At 41.8% G+C, this 20,593-nt stretch carries 16 protein-coding genes and 1 pseudogene; 16 read left to right on the plus strand and 1 reads right to left on the minus strand.

The annotated features are described in order from the left end of the window. Nucleotides 1-374: 374 nt before the first annotated feature. From L1N85_RS19345 to L1N85_RS19375, 5 genes and pseudogenes are all read left to right on the plus strand, one after another. Nucleotides 375-1,676, plus strand: a complete 1,302-nt coding sequence (locus tag L1N85_RS19345) for a ParM/StbA family protein (protein ID WP_235240690.1) — start codon at nucleotides 375-377, stop codon at nucleotides 1,674-1,676. Between the two features lie 37 nt (nucleotides 1,677-1,713). Continuing rightward, nucleotides 1,714-2,226, plus strand: a complete 513-nt coding sequence (locus L1N85_RS19350; protein WP_235240691.1) for a hypothetical protein — start codon at nucleotides 1,714-1,716, stop codon at nucleotides 2,224-2,226. Between the two features lie 463 nt (nucleotides 2,227-2,689). Continuing rightward, nucleotides 2,690-3,920, plus strand: a pseudogene (locus L1N85_RS28190) (ISL3 family transposase). A 1,325-nt stretch (nucleotides 3,921-5,245) separates the two neighbouring features. Then, nucleotides 5,246-6,244 (plus strand): hypothetical protein, encoded by a 999-nt coding sequence (locus L1N85_RS19370; protein WP_235240695.1) that lies wholly within the window; start codon nucleotides 5,246-5,248, stop codon nucleotides 6,242-6,244. A gap of 140 nt (nucleotides 6,245-6,384) precedes the next feature. Next, a complete protein-coding gene (locus tag L1N85_RS19375; RefSeq protein ID WP_235240696.1) occupies nucleotides 6,385-8,874 on the plus strand; it encodes a type IV secretory system conjugative DNA transfer family protein in 2,490 nt (829 codons plus the stop codon). Nucleotides 8,875-8,887: 13 nt separating this feature from the next. On the opposite strand, the gene L1N85_RS19380 is transcribed toward L1N85_RS19375, so the two are convergent. Beyond that, complete coding sequence (locus L1N85_RS19380; protein WP_235240697.1) at nucleotides 8,888-9,199, minus strand: hypothetical protein; 312 nt, start codon at nucleotides 9,197-9,199, stop codon at nucleotides 8,888-8,890. Nucleotides 9,200-9,869: 670 nt separating this feature from the next. On the opposite strand from L1N85_RS19380, the gene L1N85_RS19385 reads away from it, so the two are divergent. The 11 genes from L1N85_RS19385 (at nucleotide 9,870) to L1N85_RS19435 (ending at nucleotide 20,583) form a co-directional block, all read left to right on the plus strand. Beyond that, nucleotides 9,870-10,496 (plus strand): hypothetical protein, encoded by a 627-nt coding sequence (locus tag L1N85_RS19385; protein WP_235240698.1) that lies wholly within the window; start codon nucleotides 9,870-9,872, stop codon nucleotides 10,494-10,496. 95 nt (nucleotides 10,497-10,591) lie between these two features. Beyond that, nucleotides 10,592-11,068 carry a hypothetical protein gene (locus tag L1N85_RS19390; protein WP_235240699.1) on the plus strand — a complete coding sequence of 159 codons (477 nt, stop codon included), beginning with the start codon at nucleotides 10,592-10,594 and terminating at the stop codon, nucleotides 11,066-11,068. 2 nt (nucleotides 11,069-11,070) lie between these two features. Further along, entirely contained in the window at nucleotides 11,071-11,919 is an 849-nt protein-coding gene (locus tag L1N85_RS19395; protein ID WP_235240700.1) for a S1 RNA-binding domain-containing protein, read from the plus strand. 21 nt (nucleotides 11,920-11,940) lie between these two features. After that, the gene (locus L1N85_RS19400; protein ID WP_235240701.1) at nucleotides 11,941-12,846 is read left to right on the plus strand and encodes a replication-relaxation family protein; all 906 of its coding nucleotides are present in this window, start codon (nucleotides 11,941-11,943) and stop codon (nucleotides 12,844-12,846) included. A 33-nt stretch (nucleotides 12,847-12,879) separates the two neighbouring features. After that, entirely contained in the window at nucleotides 12,880-13,404 is a 525-nt protein-coding gene (locus L1N85_RS19405; RefSeq protein WP_235240702.1) for a hypothetical protein, read from the plus strand. Between the two features lie 58 nt (nucleotides 13,405-13,462). After that, entirely contained in the window at nucleotides 13,463-15,103 is a 1,641-nt protein-coding gene (locus tag L1N85_RS19410; protein ID WP_235240703.1) for a P-loop NTPase family protein, read from the plus strand. A gap of 20 nt (nucleotides 15,104-15,123) precedes the next feature. After that, nucleotides 15,124-16,101, plus strand: a complete 978-nt coding sequence (locus L1N85_RS19415; protein WP_235240704.1) for an SAF domain-containing protein — start codon at nucleotides 15,124-15,126, stop codon at nucleotides 16,099-16,101. Then, entirely contained in the window at nucleotides 16,098-17,348 is a 1,251-nt protein-coding gene (locus tag L1N85_RS19420) for an AAA family ATPase (RefSeq protein ID WP_235240705.1), read from the plus strand. The genes L1N85_RS19415 and L1N85_RS19420 overlap by 4 nt, the downstream gene beginning before the upstream one ends. Before the next feature lie 13 nt (nucleotides 17,349-17,361). Beyond that, nucleotides 17,362-18,759, plus strand: coding sequence for an ATPase, T2SS/T4P/T4SS family (locus tag L1N85_RS19425; RefSeq protein ID WP_235240706.1), 1,398 nt, complete (start codon nucleotides 17,362-17,364; stop codon nucleotides 18,757-18,759). Beyond that, nucleotides 18,760-19,689 carry a type II secretion system F family protein gene (locus tag L1N85_RS19430; protein ID WP_235240707.1) on the plus strand — a complete coding sequence of 310 codons (930 nt, stop codon included), beginning with the start codon at nucleotides 18,760-18,762 and terminating at the stop codon, nucleotides 19,687-19,689. A 15-nt stretch (nucleotides 19,690-19,704) separates the two neighbouring features. Next, complete coding sequence (locus L1N85_RS19435; RefSeq protein WP_235240708.1) at nucleotides 19,705-20,583, plus strand: hypothetical protein; 879 nt, start codon at nucleotides 19,705-19,707, stop codon at nucleotides 20,581-20,583. Nucleotides 20,584-20,593: the final 10 nt, after the last annotated feature.

A 20,593-nucleotide genomic window follows, 5' to 3' on the forward strand; every position in this document is an offset into this window, starting at 1 on the left:
AAAAAAAACGACCCTCTCATCCTTGTCCCATCTCTCCTCTCTTCCTAGCCTTAATACTAAGATGACTGACGGATCTGGTTGCTGCGGATCCTTCAATAGCAAAATAGTAATACAAGAATGAGCAATAGAGCAATCATCAATTTCAGAATATGACCGTTTGACTACGGATTTGTACGGATAAATACGAATAAGACTGTGGTTCTAACTGAATTAAGATGATTATAATCAGCTTTATTCGGTTGAATTAAACCATCATTTGTCGATTTAGACAGTATTATAATAGTATTCAAATAAGATTGTTATTTTATTTGACTAGTATTATAAAAGAGTCTACAATCTTGGTAGGTTGATAGAATATATTGGGAGGAACGACTATGAAACTTGAATTAGTTGTAGGCAACGATATTGGGAATAGTGAACAGTCAATTTACATTGATGGAAAGTTGATACGGCAACCAAACGTATATGCTGGAGCTGTATCTATCCCATGGACGGACGACGATACGGATGTTCCAAAGAACCTCAAAAACATTTATGACAACTTGGTTGTTTCGATCATCTCATCCGCTGTCCCTACGGGTACATACCTCATTGGCCGACATGCGTTGAAGACGGTGGGGGAAAATGTTACGAGCCTTTACGTCAAGGGAAACAACGCAAAATCGGATCAAATGATCCCATACATAAACACGCTCGGAACAATTGCTGCTCGAGCTGTTGAAGTAGCTTATGAGAGAGGTTCCTTGCCTGATTCCATTACGGTAAATAGCGATCAAGCAATTGCGATGCCGGTTAAACAGCACACCCCTAGAAATGTAGAAACACTTCAAAGTAAATTTATGAGCGGTAGTCATAACGTGACCGTGCATCTAGGATTGACTAAAAAAGTGGATGTGAAGATTGAATTTGATTATGTACAAGTCTTGCAAGAGGGTACCCCACCTGTCTTTGCATTGCAGATGGATCGTGAAAGCAACTGGAGAACCGGTAGTTACGAGAAGCCCCAATTAGCTGCTAAAGCCAAAGATAAAGGTAAAAATGTTGATCTATTTGAAGAATTCGCTATCGAGTACAAACTTGGTGATATCGATGGAAGCTACCTGGACGGTAAGAACATACTTCATGTCGATCTCGGCGATGGCACTACCGATTTCCCGTTTACACGTGGTGATGCAGTAGATAAGGACTTTTGCCATGGTGTAAACCACGGAGTTGGTCACGCTATTGTAGAAGCTGTAGATGATTTGCTCGTTTTGGCGCCTTATGCCTTTAACTCCATTTCACGCCAACAGTATAGCGATATTTTGATTAGTGAATTCTCCGATCGCAAACACAAATTCCTGCAAGAAGCAAAACAGGCATTTAGACCGCACTTGGACAATCAAGTAAATCAAATTATGCAGCATATTAGCGATCAAGTATTGAAAATTGGTGCAAATGAGATTGATATTATTGCCGTCTATGGCGGAGGAAGTATTCTCATGAGAGAAAGCATCCATCCAAGAATCAAATTGCTGGCGGATAATTCCCGCATTCAACTCTTTTACATTCCTGCGAAATATGCTGTAACCTTAAATGCAGAGGGGTTGGACTGGTTTGTACGGAGCTCCCTTTACTCCAAATTAAAGAAAGTTTATAAGGAAACTCATAAAAGGATTGCAGCTGCCGGTGAATAATTGTGAAGAAAAATACGAGTCCTGGGGGTGAAACAGCTTGAAACCGACTGATGCGGTACCCGGTAAACCGTATGTATTAAAAATGAAAAGAGATGAAGATCCCCTCATATTCCAATGGCTCAATATGCAAGGAATATATAGTGATTCGATTCGGTATTTGATCGAAAAAGAGATTGCGGAAAACGGATTACGCAATCTCCAACACTTCATCCCGAGTAAACGTAATATTCAAGCGATGAAAGAACAAATACATTTCGGATCCGCACTTTCAACACCGTCAAATTATTCAGAGCGAACTAACTTCTCTAATCATGAAGCTGCCCCATTTTTCTCAGCTTCTGCAGAAGCGGATATAAGTCGGAATACTATCAACAAAAGCTCGCAAGAAAGCGAACAAATGCACGTGAACAGGGATAATTTTAAAAATATGGTGGAAAGCAACCACGCAATCGAAAAAGATTCAAATATTCCAAATCCTGAATCCGAACCAATAATGCCTAGAAAAGCCGGTAAAAATTTTGGTGATGATGTAGTCGATTCTTATAGATAATTCCGGAGTTAATCCTGTTTGAGAGCACGCAAAAGTAGTGTTTTGTTGGATATAAACAAAAAAATATGGTCAATTATGACTCCTTATATTTGAAACGAGCCTTGGAAGCGATTCTATAGGCTCGTTTTTCTTTTTTGTTCTTGTACTGAAAAATAGACTTTTGCAGCAGTCTCCTTATAAGGGCTTTATCTGCATTTTGTCCCCCCTCCCCTTTCGTTATCATCTGTTAGGCGAAGGACGTCTCTGTTAGACTGCATACGTGCAAAATCAGGTATATTTTTTTTTGAAGATGGTAACTTTTTTCCCTGTCTTGAGTGATAAGAGAATTCTATTGCAATCAGTATTACGATGATGAATGCGGTGTCTCTGCATATATAAGCTTCTTCGCTCTTATGAATGTTTAAAGTCAGATTGAACCGTCAAAACTGGATTTAAAAGAATCAGTTGAGGACGGTGTTTTCATATGTTTGCTGCTAAAATCGATGGATTCGAGGAGTTATTGCATATCCCGGAACCGTGGTACATTGACCAAGTTGAATTCAATGTGGAAGCGAAGCAATTAGACGTCTATGTCAAGTTCCGTAAGCGCGCGCTGTTTCCTTGCTCGGATTTCGGAGCGCCAGACCAACCGGTAAAAGATATTGCAGCAAAGGACCGCACATGGCGGCATCTGAATTTTTCGAGTATCCCTGTTATGTCCACGCCGAGTTGCCTCGTACCAACTGTGGGCAGTGTAACAGAATGATGCGGGTTAACGTTCCATGGGCGTTAGACAAACCGAAGCACTACTTCACACTTCACTTCGATGCACTCGTCATCGCACTGGCCAAGGATATGCCAATGAATGCCGTCAGTCGCTTTGTAGACGAGCACGACACACGCCTATGGCGGATTCTCCATTACTACGTCGATAACGCGATTGCCGCACAGGATCTGTCATACGTGACGAAGATTAATACGGACGAAACGTCAGCCAAACGCGGACATAACTTCATCACCATCTTCATGGATCCGGAGCAGAAGAACGTCACATTTGCGTGACCAAGGGCAAGGACTCCGGCACATGGAACGAATGCAAAATGCAACTCGAAACCCATGGTGGTAAAGCAGAGAATATTACCGAAGTCTGCATGGATATGTCCCCCGCCTTTATCAAAGGCGCGAAAGATAACTTCCCGAAAGCATCCATTACCTTTGATAAGTTTCATGTCATTCAGGCAGCCAACGAAGCCGTTGATGAAGTCCGCCGCACTGAACGGAAGAGCTGTGCTGAACTGAAAGATACACGTTATATGTGGCTAAAGAATCCGGAAAACCTGACGGCAGCTCAACAAGAAACGATGGCGAAACTGAAGGACTGTGATTTAGACACAGCCAAAGCATACCGTATGCGTCTCATTCTGCAAGAGATCTACCGTTATCCTGCGGCGATCGCACCGATGGTGCTTAAAGACTGGATTGGGTGGGGACTGCGTTGCCAGTTGGCTCCTATGGTCGATGTCGCCAAGATGCTGCAAAATCATTACGATGGCGTTGTTCGCTGGTTCTCATCAAAACTAACCAATGGTCTGCTGGAGGGCGTAAATAGCTTGTTCCAGGCCGCCAAACGGAAGGCTCGTGGTTACCGCTCCGAGAAAAATATCATCGCCATGGTATACGTTCTGGCGGGTAAACTGAACTTCGCCTTGAAATAAGAAAAGAACTGGCTACAGCTTGGAGCCACGCATCGCTCGCACCTGAACCAATTCCCTTGTCCAGCAACCAGTCTGCCCATTTGCTGACATGTTTATGCTGCTACAGATGGTGAACGCAGAGCGAAGCATCTATACCAATTCCCTTGTCCGATTTTCAAAGATTTACTGATGGTTGATAGAGCGATTTTTGCTCATAATATCGCTAGTGGCGAAGAGCCATATATAAACGATGCCGCTACTGATCCAGATATGGTCAGAAAGCAGATCAATCGACAGATGGGTGTCTTTGATGCCGCAATGGTAATGCCAACAGGCTTGGCATCATCATCTTCGACTCTTCGCACGTGGGTTCGCGACTTTTGTTATACATTGAAAGCATCACGAACAGCCAGAAGCCCTACAGATTCTGTGTCGAAGCATCAACACGTTAATTTATATTATTGCCAAATTTGATAGAATCAATCCCTATTAAATCTATTCATTTCCTTTAACATAGAAAGCATCATAATAATATTAAAACGATATTATAATATTATTTGTATGCTACGTAAATCGATATGGAATGAATAGCTGCCATTTCCTCCTCACCTTTCTATTCGTCGATGGCTGTCGGGAGATTTAAGAGATTACTTATTTTGTTCACTTCTTTCAGTGTCTATGTAACCGTTAAATCGAAGATTGTTCAGAGGATCTTTTGTTAACACATAAACCCTTATAAATCAGTGTATTAACAGTGTTAACAGAGTTAACAAACCGGAGCGTGCATTGCTTTAATCGCTTGCCGGCCGTTGCCGCCGTTTGAGTGGCGCCTGAAGCTTTTATAAATCATTTTGAGCTTGAACGTCCATGAACCGCTCTTCCACCATCCTGATGTTCTAGCTTACCGAACCTATCCTTATCGCTGGCTGTATGCACTACGATTCGGATGAAGCAATCATCGTCTTTGGAGATAGACCAACAGCTGAATAAAACCTAGTTAATCAGCCTTACTCATTAGTGGATTAATACGGATATATCCGGTTATATGCGGTTTTATATGAATCATTATAATAAAGGATGAATACTATTAAAATACGATACACATCTAATAAAGATATCATTAGGATGGTTCAACTGAATAAAAGATGGTTATTCGTTGTTATTCATGATAAAATTTATTCGTATTAATTCGAATATAAACGGTTATATACGGTTTAGTGCCGAATTTAATCGGATAAAAAATAAAGTGAATAACTATGGATTAACTCTTTTTATTCATTCTAGACTCTAGTAAAATAGCCTTATAGAGTATTTCCGGAATTTCTTGTAAGGAGAGGGTGCTTCATATGAACGATCAACCTGTAGTTATGACAAAAGAAGAGTTAGAAGAGGTAAGACGTGATGAAATGAGAGAGATATTAATCAAAGCATTCGACGGGAATTCAATGCTGTACGAAATTTATAAAAAACGCGGCTGGTTGGAGCGTCTATTTACAGAACGAATTCTTTCAATGGATAAAGATGCTCTTTACATATCAAATCAAGTAGCTGAGATTATTGAAACAGAACCGCATGTTGTGAAGAACAAGAGGCGTGTTTTACTTGAGTACATCAATCCAGTTGAATACGGAGAAGGTAATGCAAAAACATATAAACATAATTATATTTCCGTTTTTAAGATGAAAATGATTCATGGTTTGACCGGCGAAGCATCAGAGTTTACGTTGCCGCAGCTCAAAGAGCTCATAAGTGGTCAAACTAGCCTATCAAAAACCAATAAAACTCAAGATCAGGATAATGAAATTCTTATTCGTTTAATGAGAAAAATGGAACAGTTTGAGCAGTTCCAAGGTATGGTTGAAAGTGGCGAGTTTTTTGAAGAAATTGAAAAGCGTCTAACAAAAGCCACGGAACGCCTTATGGAATCAAATCAGGATATAAATGAATTGAACATTAAAATAGCTGAACTTTATGAAAAAATTATTTCTCCTGAAGTATCGATCAGTGAAAAGGAATCTCTTCAAAGCGAATTTGCAAAATTAGCAGACAAACACCCAACTCATGCGTTTACTATAAATATGTATTCAAATGCCGCTGAGGATCGCATAACAAGGTTCAAACAAGCGGAGAGGGAACTTCAAGTACAAACCATCAAAGAAGCGGTCCTGAGCTGCTATGAGGCCTTTGAAGCGGCTAAAGATGATTCGGAACGAGAGGGGATCCGTATCCAACTTCAGAAATTAGCAAATGATAATCATGATTTAAACTATGACATACGTTTTTGGTTATCGACAGCTGGCAAAGAGAGGAAGAAAAAAGGATTCTGGTCCTTTTTAAATCGATAGAGCACCAAAGTGAAAAAGCCTCTAATTGACAGTTAATAAACACTGCCAATCAGAGGCTTAATTTACATAGCAAAGAAACCTATGACTGTAATATACTAATATATATATTAATAAACATACAACTATGGGGGTGGTCCACTTTGAAGTACGCAGGCATGGTGTTAGGTGGAATATTGTCGGCAATAGGGCACATGGTAGCTTTTATATTTAAAAATGTATTCATAGCGATTCGAAGGTTCTCTATGGATCCGGCGAACAAGAATGCGATATGGAACCTGCAGGCATTTTCAATGTTATGTGTTTTGATTCTTCTCTTCTTGTGGCTAGTAGGTCGGTATCAGGATATTATCTTTGGTTTAAAAGATCCAGTATTTTTAAGGGCGATTCCTTTATTGTTGCCGTGCTTCCTGGGGCATATGATTTATTCATCTCCTGCACTTTTCAAAAACTCTTACTCCAAGCCAATCATTCAAACATTCCTAAATGCTTTTAGTATACTCGCTTTGGGACAAATCCTTATGCGATTTATTCCAGTAACATACGGTGTTCCACTGGCATTCGTGTTACTTTTAGGAACTGTCGCACTCACTTTATACTACACACTTCATTTGAGTATTAAGAACACTGTATGGAATAAACTAAATAAAGTGGTTGAAGAAGTAGAAAGCCAAGAAGCCGGTATTGGCAATGGGACAGTTGCGCTCCAAAATAATTCGAACACAGCAAATTTATCCGATCTTGAGACAGTCGATTTGAATGAAAAAGGCTGCCTATCGCACCTACGGTATTATTCTGAGGAATGTAAACTTGAACTTTTCCAAACTGTACCGACTAAGGAAAGGCAAAGTGAACTCGTGGTATTAAACCGGACAGACCGGGCGCAGCATGCTCAGATTATCGGGGGAACTGGAGCAGGTAAAACCCTCTTGGCAACAAATCTAATATCGCAGGACTTGTTGAACGATTATATTGGTTCAACCATTATTGAACCGAAGGGATCACTGATCAATCGTTTATCAAATTTCATGGAGAGGACAGGCAGACCATTCCGCCGGCTTGATCCAGAATATGAATTTTCCGACTGTTTAAATCCGTTATACGTTCCCGAGAAAGAGGATATTGAACCTATGATCGAAGCAAACGTATCGGCTTTTCATGGATACCTGGGACCAGATGCCGTTCAATACTTTAAATCTCGTGCCACAAACCTGTTGAGGGTTGGAATTAAAGCTTTGAAACTTGCTTACGGCAATGATGTTACTTATAACGAGCTGGATCGTTTGGTTCAACCGATAAATGATGATTATCGCGCAGAAGTCCTTTCTGAATTAAGAGGACAAGAAAACTTGGTCCCGCTGCTTATCGAATATACAAGGAACATGGCTGGATCTCAAAAAACGCAAGAGCACGCGATGCAGACTTACTCAAATCTGTATGATTATCTGAGTGAATTGACGGCCAATAGGCACATCCAGAAAATCTTTTGTGGACCATCCACCTTCAATATTGATGATGCCTTGAAAAACGGTGAAGTTGTACTGGTAAATGGTGCTTATGGTACGCTTCAGACGCTTACTTATACCGTCGGGCGACTGTATCTGAATCTGCTCCGGGCGAGTACCTTTAGACGTAACCTGAAGGAGAAGGTAAGGCCGCATCAATTGACTGTCGATGAGATCGAAATGTTTGCGGATGAAGAATTTTCAACATTCATGGAAATGGCCCGTGAGTTTGAAGTATTTGTAAATGTAATTCACCAGGGCAACGTACAGCTGGATGATGTAAGCGAAAGACTTGGAACGATGGTTAAGCAGAATGCTGTTCAAAAATTTATCCTTGCTGGCTTAGATGTTGAGGATGCCCAATATTACGCTGATATGATCGGTGAGGACTACAAAATCGGTCAAAGTACAGGTACAGATGAAATGGAAGCAACGGGATTCAAAACTCAACTGAAGGAAGAGAAAAGATATACAGTATTACCGAAAGAGATTTTGAATTTGAAAGGTTACAATCCGGAGACCGGCGAGTATGGAGAATGCTTATTCCGTGGTGTTCATAATAACGTCCGCCAAGATCCGGTAATTGGAATTGTTTTGCCGTTATCGAGAAGGCTATTTTCGCCATTGACAACAGAGAGTGCGGAAGTTATCGAGCTCGTAGGGGAGACGGGTGAAGATGTGGATCCGGGTAACGAGGATGGCAATTCCATTGATAACCACCAATTAGTCGTCCAGGAAAAAAAAGATATTTTAACTCAAGTTAAACAGAAAGCTAAAGAAAGGAGGGAGCAGAAAAATGGAGGGAAGTCGAAGCCTGTAGGAAATGTTGCTGTAGCCGAGAAAGAAACAAGCACGAAGGAGCAAGAGGAAGATAGAGGGATACCAGTTCGACGTAGTTCTGTTTGGGACAAGCCAGCCGAAGCAACAGAGTCGGCGATTGATTCGGTGATTGAACCCGAAAAAGAAGTTATAAAAGAAATAATTCCCGAAGCCGAAGAGGCCGGGCATGGTACAAATATTGTGTTTCAGCCAGCAACCGTAGACCAAACAGTTCAGCAGCTTGCCGAGAGAATGCGCAATGAAGCAAGAGGAGCTCGTGAAAGCAAAGGAACCAGTGAGGCGGAGTAAAACCCGCCCTAGCTTAGTCCCTTTCTTCTCTTAATTCATGGAACTCGATACTAAATTCTTGATATGCGATACGGCCAAGTGGAGTCAGCGTATAAAGTTTTTGCCTTCCAGATGAAATATAACGAGCTAATCCAAGAGCTTCAAGCCAACAAACAGCAAAATTTAACTCGCCGCGGCGAACTTGGCTATTCAATGATAAGTCTTCTTTATTCCAATCTCCATTAGAGAGAGATTTCATAACCAATTTTGCTCCATTTGGAAGCTTTTTAATCATTTCTTTCAGATAAGGTTGTAGTGTTGTATTCAAATCAAACTCGATAGCCATTATGGATCGCGCCTTTCATTATTTATTGGTATGTTAATTAGTATACTATCACATTTATTAACTTATTAACATATGGGTATTGAAACGAGAAATGCTTATCTTAGGCGTCTTTTAATGAAAATAGGAGGGTCAAATTTCATAATGAAATGAAAAAAACTGACATTAATTTTTTGGTCAGTTATATCATTTTAACCAAATTTACAGGCTTATAAACAAGAATTTAGACTTCAGCGACTAGATGGAAATACTTTATTGAGGGGAAGTTTAAGTATGCAAACCGCACAAACACCGAAAGCAACATTACACATCATGATTGAAGGGGACAAGGTGACAATAACTATACGGCATACATTTCAGAACTGCGACTTGGAGCAGTTGGCGAAACCGCTGAAGAAGCCATAAACAATATTTCTCTTGCATCCATGCAAAAAGTTCGTCTTCGCAAAAACCTGAAGATCAAAAATGAACTAATTTATGATACATTCGAAATGGAACTTTAATTTTTCGATCAACCGAATGGAGAGGGTAGAACCACCTTCTCCATTTTTTATTGGAAATGCTTATTGAGTAAAAACACGAAATTATTCAAGTAAGTAATCAATAAAATTTTGTGAAATTCAGAAAGGGGTATATAATCGAAATTAAGATACATGAAAGGAAGTGAATCACGATGCATCTATTCTTTGATCCTTCTGTACTTCCAGTTACAACAACTGATATTGACGGGAATATACTCTACATCCGCACAAATGGCTTACATTACTACGGATACCCTGATCTTATGCTGGACCAGGGAATAGAAGATGGGGAGCAGCTGATTCTCGATATCCTGGATCGTATTTTTAGTCTCGATTTTAATATTGCAGCCATGTGGAACTACAACGGGAAATTGTTCAAACTGGAAATCGGTTCTGATGGCTTAGCTCATATTGTATTTACGGAAGTGGATGAGGCCAGAATTCTCACTATTTTGAACCCGGTAACTGGTGTTCCAGCTAAACATAAATCCAAAGGACTGGAGGATTTATTTAACCATCCAGAAGCGGAAGTAGAGGGAGATGTCCTTTACGGACGTGAGATTCTTGGATACTTGATGGATCAAGTGAAAAATGGAGAGGTATATGACCAGGATACAAACATTACGTTTGAGGAGAATCTTTATCTTATCCATTTAACTAGTGATCGTTTCGGGAGTACGGTTGTTCAAATCCATCTCGACAAGATTTTTGATGTTGTAAAAAAGAAGGCCAAAACGCACAAAGAGAGAAAAGTAAGTTATCTGCAGAGAGTAAAATAGTTCTTCATTTTTCAATAGTAGTATAGTAGTATATTAGTATATATATTAGATTATTAATCAATATACGATATTTATTCTGGAGAAAGGAGTATGTAATGGGACAAGAGGCAAAGATCATTGAGGAGCTAGATTTTGTGCTTACCCATCCAGCTTGCAGTGTATTGAATTTAGAACATTTTTACAATACCTGTTTGTACGTCTATGACTCGGTTCCCTTATTAAGCATCATCGGGCATATGAAAAGATCGAGTCCTCACTTATTGATGGAATGGTCTAGTACAAATGTAATGGTCCGGAATCTACTTGCGGATCTGGAACCTGGGGAAACGAACAATAAAGGCCAATCCCACTTCATAACAGTTACTATTGACCTCTCCAAACAGACGGCAACTGACAAGGGCATGTACCAAGTCGCATGGTCAACGAATATACCCGATGCAACAATAAAATATCACTTCAAAAAAAAGTCAATTATCGTATCCGATAGGTTAGACGGAATTGTAGACCTGATGGGATTAAGTCTTATCGATGAAAATATGTACAATCTTTACATTAAAAAGAGGAGGAATTAATCATGAATGAAGCATTAGCAGTACATCCGATAAAGGAGTATAGAACGTCACTTCGCCGCAAAACTATTCATCAGGGAACTGTTATTGGAGTCGAAAATCATGCTCCGTTCGGGCAGAAGATGCAAGTAGCGCTCGTCGAGTTAAACAATGACTTAAAAGGATTGATCTACGAGACCCAATTCGACAAGCAAAATTACAGGTCTCTTGTTGGATTTATCGATCACACTGTCGACTTTATGGTGCTCGATGTAACACGACTTGGCAAGGACGCTGAAAATCTCAATGTATTCGACGAGGAAAAAGGGATTGTACTACTCTCCCGAGTCCAAGCTCTTGAGGAGCTGCAGGAAGAGTTTTGGGAAACAGCAGAAATTGATCATGTTGTCACTGGCGTAGTATCCGGTTTTGAGGATGAGCGGCTCTACGTTCGTGTGAAAGGCGTTATCTGTGTTCTTCCGATCCATGACTATGAATATGACTGGACGGTATCTGGACGGAATCTCATCGCGCTCGGTACTGAACTTACCGTTAAAATCACTTTCATTGATCGCACTAAACGACAAGTCCGTGTTTCCCGCAAGGAATTGCTGGAAGATCCATGGAATCGTGTGCAGGAAAAATTCGGCGTGGATAACTTCTATCGCGGTCAGATTATAAGCGTTGTCGAAAATGTTGGAGTTTTCGTCAAACTGGCACCCGGCATTGAAGCATTAGCCTGGTATCCTGATGAAAGAAAAATGCCGAAGGACGGCGTTCTGGTTGGTAAAACATGCACGGTTCGAATAAAAAACGTAAACCCGAAGAGTAGACGGATCGGGACAAAAATCATTGATTTCCCGCATGAAATTTAAGAAGGAGATGGGCGATGAAGCATGGAAAATCTCGTATCTCCACTGATTAAGGCTGAGCATACAGTGGTTGCTGAAAAACCACTCTTGGATGATCCGTATGCTTATGTAGCAAAAATCGATGATCTTACTCGTCATGAATTCTACTATATTTCCCAAAAAATCGAACAAGGGTGGATTACGGATCGGGACGTTGAGCTCGTGAAATTCGCACACGTTCATCGTTGGATTACCCTTTCACAAATTACACGACTTTTCTTCCCTGAAGTCGAGAGGGACGAAACGGTAAGGAAGCGAATTAACCGGTTATTGAAATACGGTTTGATTCGCAGACTTCAATGGTCAAGCTATTCTAAGCCGAAGGAAAACAAACCGAGCTTTTATGAATTGGGAGCAAGCGGGGCAGATATTCTTAAATTTCAATATGGCACATATCTCGGTCATCGTGATCCGCGTAGTCCGAAACCAACAACTATGCTATTTCGGATGCGTTATATCGCAACGAATGAACTTTATATTCAGTTGCGTGAAACATTTGATCTTGTCCATTTCGAATTTCATCCGACCTTGGCTCTTAAAGAGGAGCAACAGGTTCCAACAGCAAAATTCGTTTTAAGAAATCCTAAAGGACGTGAAATGCCATTTTACTTGATTTGTCACAGAGAAGATGAAAAATGGGTGAAGACAATACGTTATCAAGCAAAATTTTTCAAAGAGTATTTTGCGGAGATCGATCCGGAAGCAACACTGGTAGTCCTCGTTTCATCCGAGGATAAAGCGAACTTGGCAAGCAAGATTATTGAACAAGAAGGAGCCGATCCGATTACCTGGTTTCTAACGGATAATGACCTCTATGATCCAAACATCAAATTGAGTAAAGCTTTTTTTGCTTATCAAAACGGAGTGAAGTTTTATTATGACCTACAGTAAGTCGTCCTGTGCCAGAATGGAGGGAAATATGCTTTGATCTATACGATGAAAATCCAACTCCTGACGGATGCAACGCAGCATGAGCAGTTGACAGACGTTACAAAACGCTTTAGTCAAGTGTGCAATCATATCAGCGAAGTTGGATTTCTCACAAAGACTTACCGTAGTAAAGTAAAGCTCTCAAAGGAATGTTACCACCAAGTAAGAAATACTTATAATCTTCCGGCGCAGATGGTTGTAAGAGCGGTTGGTAAAGTAGTAGAAGCATACAGAGCGGGAGTAGGCTCTACTGTAAAGTTTGGGGAATCTACCTCCGTCGTTTACGATACTCGACTAATAAAGTTTAAATGGATGCAAGCTGTTTCGATTGCTACATTTAATGGTCGTATAGAAGTGCCTTTTAGAGTGGCAGGATATCGCCGCGGCTCTTATGACAACCGGGTAAGCGGCCTAGCTGATTTAATTATGGAAGATGGAACATTTTATCTCCTCCTATTAGTGGATTTGCCTGAAGTACCAAGTATTACGACATTAGAGTTTGCAGATGTAGTTTCATGAAATGATACTTGTATATTAGTTAATATATATACAGTGATATTGAAGCGGGGGTGAATTCATGAAAAGACTGTTTTTAATATCTGACGATAAGGACTTCGCGGAATGGATCGAAGAAGAGTTATCCGAGACAGGCAGATTTATCCGAAGCCTGGATTCATTCGATTTTTTCTTTCCCCAATGGAACGCTGCTGGAGGGGCAGACGTCATCATATTCCCTGAAACAGTTATCCCATCGGATGAAAACTTATTGAAGATATACCGGACAGTACATACGGAGTCACCCGATACCGTCTTTTTATTTATTTATCACCGAGATGAAGACGATCTGACCAATTCATTCCTAAACGACGGGAATATCTGCGTTAGCTACAATGATCTCGATACCGGTTTGTTGGAAAGTCTGATTCGTAAGGATGGTGCACCAAAAGCCCTGTCGGTAGAACAGCAACAGCCTATTCCTGAAGAAACGAAAATATCGACTTTGAAAAACGAGGTTCCGGAGAAAATTATAACCACACTGCCTCAAGAAGAAACAAAGGAAGCCACAAAACCAGTTTTACAAATTGAACCCATCCCGGAACCTATCACGAAACAGCGGCCATTTATCAAAGAGGAATCGAAGATAATTCAGGATTTACCCAAAGAACCAGCTTTTACGCCCCAATCCGACAAAGACGAGAAATTGTCAGATCGAACACCAGCCGAACAAGTAGTAACGGCTCCACATAGAACTCCGCCCGACGAGTCGGCGGTCGAGGTACCGAAACCTCGGAAAAAGCGCTCAACTGCAGAGCAGAAGGAAAAGCTTGATCGAATAAAAGAACGAATCATCATAGAAGAGAAGATTGTAACTATTCACGTCCCAGTACACTTCAACTCGATGCTCATATCTGTGGTAAGTCTTTATCCGCGTGCGGGAGCAACATTTATCACATCAAATTTCGCACGGATGCTAGGGGAAAACAAAGTGCCTGTTGCGGTGTTGGAACCAGTATTCGAGAATACCGGATCAACATACTACGAATTGATGCACGGAGAAGTGAATGCACCGAAGAACTGGAAATCATGGGCTGAACAGATTAAGGACTCTGGATCGGTAAAACAAGACAACTCCTGGAGCAGTCATGGAGTAACCTGGATACCGTCAAGCTTAGACCCGATTAAAGGATGGAGCGAAGAAGACAATATGAAGCTTCTTCTTTCAGCAAATAGATATCCCGTGACGCTTTGCGATATTTCTTCCCGGCACGATGACGCGCATTGCAAAAAAATCATGGCTATGTCTGATGAAATTTGGATTGTGGCAGATGGGGATCCTATCGCGTTAAACCACCACTATAAGACCATCGACAAGCTAAAGCAGGAATTCGAAAGTAAAACAATTCGCATAATCGGCAATAGATGGAATCGATATATCAAAAACTCTGAATGGAAAGAGGCAGTTTTACTCCCGCTTCTCACCCACATACCGGATCTCGGGACTATAGTGCTGAAACAATTATGGGCCGGCAAGATGGCATGGGATGATACGAATCTCAAAAATATTCTCTCTCTTCCCTTTAAACCTATGGCTCGATCAGTAGTGGCAAAAGAAATGTATCACTTAATCAAGAAGCAATACGGTCTTGGTGCCAAGCTGAAAAGCATATTCAGAGAAATAAAATCGCTCGATGATGAAGCCAAAACCAGAAAATATTAGAACCTTGGAAGGAGATAGTCATGAGTAAATGGATTTCAATGATTGTCGGGCTGCTGATAGTTGTAGGTGCGGCGATCGGATTTGCCAAGTATATGAAAGGGTATGAGCTTGACGTAACGATGATGAAAACGATCAAACCTGCGGTAATGATTCAAGCAGGGGAGTTAATAACAGCGGATATGTTGAGGGAAGTATCCATCCCAACCGTACAGCACATGGATAATGCCATAGTCGATGGAAATGAGATTGTCGGAAAACGCGCTGTCGTCCCGATCGGAGAAATGGAAGAATTTCTTTCATGGAAAATCGGTCCGGATACGCTTTACCCGAAGAAAGGCGAAACATATATCGGATTCAAGGTTGATTTTGTAGGCGCCGTCAACAACATGATACGCCGCGGCGATAAAGTCGACGTCTACGTGGAATATAACACGCCTAAACTCCTGGATGCTGCTGGACAAGTAATTGACCCGACTATGACTGCTGATCCTTCTGCTTCGGCCATGCCCCAGGTAGCCGAGAAGATTTATAACGAAAAACTTATTCCTGGCCTAACCGTCGCATACGTGAAAGATCAAGATGGAAAAGAAATTGTAGACAGTGCGCCGGCGACAACTCTTGGGATTCCATCAACCGGCAGCCAAAGAGACGAGGTGAACATGGAGCGTTATCGTCAAGGAGCAACGGCTCAGCCTGCTTTCATTACTTTCATAATTAGCGAAGAACAGTACGCGAAATTAGCAGAAGGGCAGAAGGAAGGCGTAATAAAATTAGGTCTTCCGCTTACCTCCAAGCCGATCGGCACGATCATACCTGACAAGCAAACTGACACGGCCGACCCGGTAAAAGATACGGAAAGTGAAGATAAACCGGTTGAAGCAAATAAGCCTGAAGCAAATAAACTTGAACAAGCAGTAACGCAAAATTCTCAAGCTGCAGTAGATAAGGCATCGGCAAACACTAATCCGGCTAATACCGAAGAAGGAGTTGGACAATGAAATTACTGATTGCTCTTACACGGCCGCAGATGGCGGAGACGATCGGCGAAATCATCCCAAAGACGGAAGAAGCTGAATTCGCATTTAATGAGAACGAATTAAGCAAGGCATTTTCAAGGATCGGTCAACAATTAGATTACTTAGTCGTGCACGAGGACATATTTGAGGAAAAGTATCCATGGACATGGTTGAGCTATATAAAGTCTTCAGTACCGGAGAAAACAAAGGTCCTTGTCATACTCTCGACGCAAACTGATTCTTTATATCGGGAAATCATTAAGCGAATCAGTCTTGATCTTCAAATTTCTCTCATTCAAGGTGCATTGACCGGACAAGAAATTGCCGAAGAACTGAATGGTCGAATCTTCAATAAATCGAGCTCACATGATCTTCCTGAAACGGGGCGGGTAACGGCGGTAATGTCGGCTTCACCAAAAGACGGAGCGACAACTGTGGCAATATCGACGGCCATCTGCATGGCACAACGGATGCCAGGGAAAAACGTCTTTCTCGTCGATTTAAACCTAAAAAGTCCAGAGATTAGGGATCATTTGCATATCACAACCGATAAGGGATATCCTCTGATTCAAGCAGATTGTGATTCAGGAACCCTTGAACAAACCGCATTAGTAAAAGCCTGCGATCAAATCAAAGGCATCGACAATCTCTATATCCTTACCGGCATTCAAAGACGTGAGTGGGCTGAGAAGATAACAGTTGGAGAAATCGGTCACTTACTTTTCGTCGCCAGAAAAACCTTCGACTTTACCATCGCGGATGTGCATACATATCCCGATCAGGCTGCCACGTTAAAATGCGTAAAAGATGCAGATGAAAGGATCGTAGTCGTGCAATCAGTTATTACAAGCTATCAATCATCATGGAATGACTGGTTCAACAGTGTATGGCAGCACTACGGTCTGACAGAAAAAGATTTCCACCTTGTTATGAACCGTGATCTCAACGGTACATTGGAAGGCCTCCAGATTGAGAAGGGGATAGGAACGAAAATCGTTACCCGTATTCGGAATGTTGACAAGGGAGCGGGACTGAAAGCAATCAACTTCGGACAGCCATTATATCTAAATGAGGGTCCGGAATCGAATGAATTCCGCACGAACATCCTATCTTTATCCGGCTGGTTGGCGAATAGAGCAAAGTTCGAGTTGACGGCAGTGAACAGGGATAAGAAATCGGCTTTGCGCGGCAAACAAGCTATTGGCTTCCGCCGCTTAATGCCGTGGTAAAGGGGAGAACGAAATGAACGGGACGTCTATTCGAAAGAAAAGGGATAACTTCAGCATTTTTGAGCATCTACAAAAGGAAAAGAAAGAGAGCAAACGAGAACAGCAAGTCACGAAAGGCTATCTTCATCGTACGCTCGAAGAAGTCGTCAAAATCGTCCAAGAGAAACTTAAAAACATCGACGGCACTCCGGAAGAACAAGATGAGCATAAAGAAACGATTCATCAAGCCGGTCTAGGCAACCCGATCGCGCAAGAAAAGATTAAAGCTCTAATAAAGCAAATAATTAACGAGAAAATGCTGTATGCAACAACTGGCCAGCTGCAAGAGAGAATGAGTTTGTCCGACGCTGTATTCGCTCTTACGGTAGGTGCCGGCTACATCGAAGACTTATATAAGGCCAAGGATATAGAAGAAGTTCAGGTAAACGATACAGAAATCTTTGTCATGAAAGATGGTGTATCGACTAGGTATCCAAGGCGATTTGACTCGACAGAGCAAGTGATCCGTTTACAAGAGCGACTTGCCTTATACGGCCGGGCAAGGATCAATGAACAGCATCCTATCTGTCACACATTCATGCACAATAAGGCACGGCTAACGATGACACAAGCACCTTTCTCACCATTTCCAGCCATCGCGATACGGAACTTTATTTTGAAAGATCCAAGCCTGATGACTCTGGTGGAACGCGGTACCTTGAATGAAGATATGGTGCTTCTCTTATCTCTCCTTGTCCGCTATCACGCTTCAATTATCGTTGCAGGAGGAACCAAAACAGGGAAGACAACAACCCTTTATGCACTAGCAAAAGAAATACCTGTTCTCGAACGAATACTGACCCTTGAAACGGAATTTGAAATGATGCTTCACGAACGACTTTTGGGCAGAAATATTATCCCATTTCAAGCCATCGCTAATCTAGGCTTAACGATGGAGGATGCATTTAAACCGCTTCTCCGGTTAAGCCCTGACCGGATCATTGTTGGTGAGATTAGGGGATCTGAAGCATCGCAGGCGGTTCAAGCTGCACTCAGGGGTCACGACACAATGGTTTCGTTACACTCGAAATACCGGAACATGTTAGTATCTGACGTCATGGACATGGTTAAGCAAGATGGTCGAATGCACGATAACGATATGCTTAGAATGCGGATCGGGCGGGCGTTCAATATCGTAATCTACCAGCGATTTGTAAAAGTAAACGAATATAAGAACCGCCGAGTTATGTCAGAAATAACGGAGCTCGTCCCTTTAGAAAATGGTGCTATTGAAGAACGCCCGCTCTTTGTCTGGAATCCTAAGAATATGGTATGGGAAAGAACGGAGCATAAAATCAGCGATGGATTGATGGACCACATGATGTCATACGGTGGAACGACCGAAGAATTCACAAAAATAGGAGCCTATTAAATGACAACCATAAAAATAGCGTTTCTTGCAATTTTTGTGATCGGCACGCTTTTCATTGTAACGCCCATTATCGGCCGTCTCGCTGTTGGCTTGATGTTATTCAGCCGGAATCGATTTTACGAGAAACGTCGGGCTCAAGGACGTGCGGGGGATGATAAACCGGTAAAGAGCTGGACCGATTATCCCCTCATGATCAAATTTAATGAGTACTTGAACGTAGCTGAGATAAAGATGCCGGCTAATTATCTATTTACAATGTGCTTGTTGATCGCAGTTGCAGTTTTTCTAATCTGTTATAGAATCATGCCGGCACCCCTGTACGACGCCATTATTGGTTTTCTGTTCGGCTCGATCCCGCTTCTATGGTCGTGGTCAAGGTACCAGCGGAAAAATCTCTCGATGGCATCGGTAATGATTCCAACTATCCAAAACTTTATTGGATATTTCACGGAAGCAGAAAACCTTGAAGGGGCTATCTATAAAGCATCTCGCACCGTTCCGTTTGAAATCGCCAGTGAATGGAACCGATTGATTATGGATCTGCAGACAGGAGAAAATCCTGAACAATCGATCCTGCAGTTTGCTGAGAGGGTCGGTAATGATTGGGCACATTACTTCGCGGACATTCTGATTACCCATTTGGATAACGGGGGGGACATAACTCCTTCCCTGTTCAAGTTAATTAATGAAATGCAGAACACGATGTATAACGAGGAAAAACGGATAACCCTTCTTACGGCTTATAAATGGGGAACCTTCCTCATGATTGCTCTATCGGTATTTGTTGTTTATTTCAACATCCGGATGGATCCGAACAATGCATATTATTACTTCGAAGATCGTACCGGAATTCAAATAGTCACTCTGTCCGTTGCGGTGCTGTTTATCTCATTCCTTGGAGCAATGCAGATGGGAAGGAAAAAATTATAGAAAGGAGGTTACCGTATGCAACTGATGATGTGGCTGCTCCTTGCCGCCTTTACTCTCGGGTCTGCAATGGTCTTCATGCCTATAGCGCTGTCGATTAAGTTTCGGAACCGTTTAAGACTTCCATCAGCGAGGAATAAACGGCGGCAAACTTTTCAGGAGTATCTAGAAAGAACAATCAAGAATCAGAACACGAAAAAATCAAATTACAAACTTCTGCGGAGACTGAAAACGGCTGGCTATCCATTCGGAATGCAGGCATTCCATTTTCGCTTAACGCAGCTCATGGCACCGATCTTCATTGCAGTGTTTTGCATGACCTTGTATATGATAAAGAACACAATCAGTGATTATCCAGCCTCATTCCCAATCTTTACGTTCATCTTTTTGGTAGTGATCGGATATACCGGACCATCCATATTACTCCTGTACTATGCGAATAAGCGAAGGGAGGTTTTGGCCGAGGAAATCGTAAAATTTTCTCATCGGCTTGTAGTTTGCATAACGGATAAAATCCCATTGTATTATGCAATCCGCCGTGCCGGTCGTACCTGTAAGGTCTTGAAGCCCTATATAGACGATATGCTGATCGACTGGATGGATAATCCGCGTGCTGCTATAAATCACTTCGGAGACCAGGTGGGCATAAATGAGGTCCTTCCAGTAACGAACACATTACTCGCCAGTTGGAACGCTTCACAGGATAAGATTATCGATCTATTCCATCAGCAAATCCGAAACATTGATACTATGCGCGATTTTCAAATCAAGAAGAAGATCGAAGCGGGACCACTTCGAGTAACCTTTATTATCTTGATACCCTTCTTAGCTGCCGGCGCACTTGTTGTACTGCCTTGGTATAACAGCTTCATGGAAACCTTGCGACAAACATTCTAGGAGAGGAGAG

Source organism: Paenibacillus alkaliterrae (assembly GCF_021532375.1).
Taxonomy (GTDB): Bacteria; Bacillota; Bacilli; order Paenibacillales; family Paenibacillaceae; genus Pristimantibacillus; species Pristimantibacillus alkaliterrae.